The organism is Xenorhabdus eapokensis (assembly GCF_001908105.1).
In genome coordinates this window covers 1-439 of record NZ_MKGQ01000187.1, presented here as the reverse complement: position 1 = coordinate 439, position 439 = coordinate 1, and the positions used below count along the sequence as shown (strand labels likewise).

General features: G+C 51.0%; 1 protein-coding gene. It reads left to right on the top strand.

The window, feature by feature from the left end; translation table 11 throughout:
- Positions 1 to 64 precede the first annotated feature (64 nt).
- On the top strand, positions 65 to 439 hold a 375-nt coding region (locus Xedl_RS20095), incomplete at its 3' end, for an integrase arm-type DNA-binding domain-containing protein (protein WP_143187525.1).

Below are 439 nucleotides of genomic sequence, written 5' to 3'. Positions count from 1 at the left end.
CGGGGCATAATCTGGGGCACTTACCGCTCGATGCTTACTATTCGATTACAGAGATGCCCTAATAATGAAATTAAACGCACGACAAGTCGAAACTGCAAAGCCCAAAGAAAAAACCTACAAACTTGCCGATGGCGGCGGTCTTTATTTAGAAGTCTCGTCACGCGGCTCAAAGTACTGGCGGATGAAGTATTACCGCCCGACCGATAAGAAAGAAGACCGTCTGGCATTCGGTGTTTATCCCACCGTATCATTAGCCGATGCCCGCGCTAAACGCGATGAGGCCAAAAAGCTGATGGCACAGGGGATCGACCCCAAAGCTGAGAAAAAAGGCACACCAACACCCGCCAAAGTCAATTCGTTTGAAGAAGTCGCCCGTGCATGGCACGCCAGTAACAAACGCTGGAGCGACAGCCACCGTCAAAAAGTGCTGCGCAGCCTT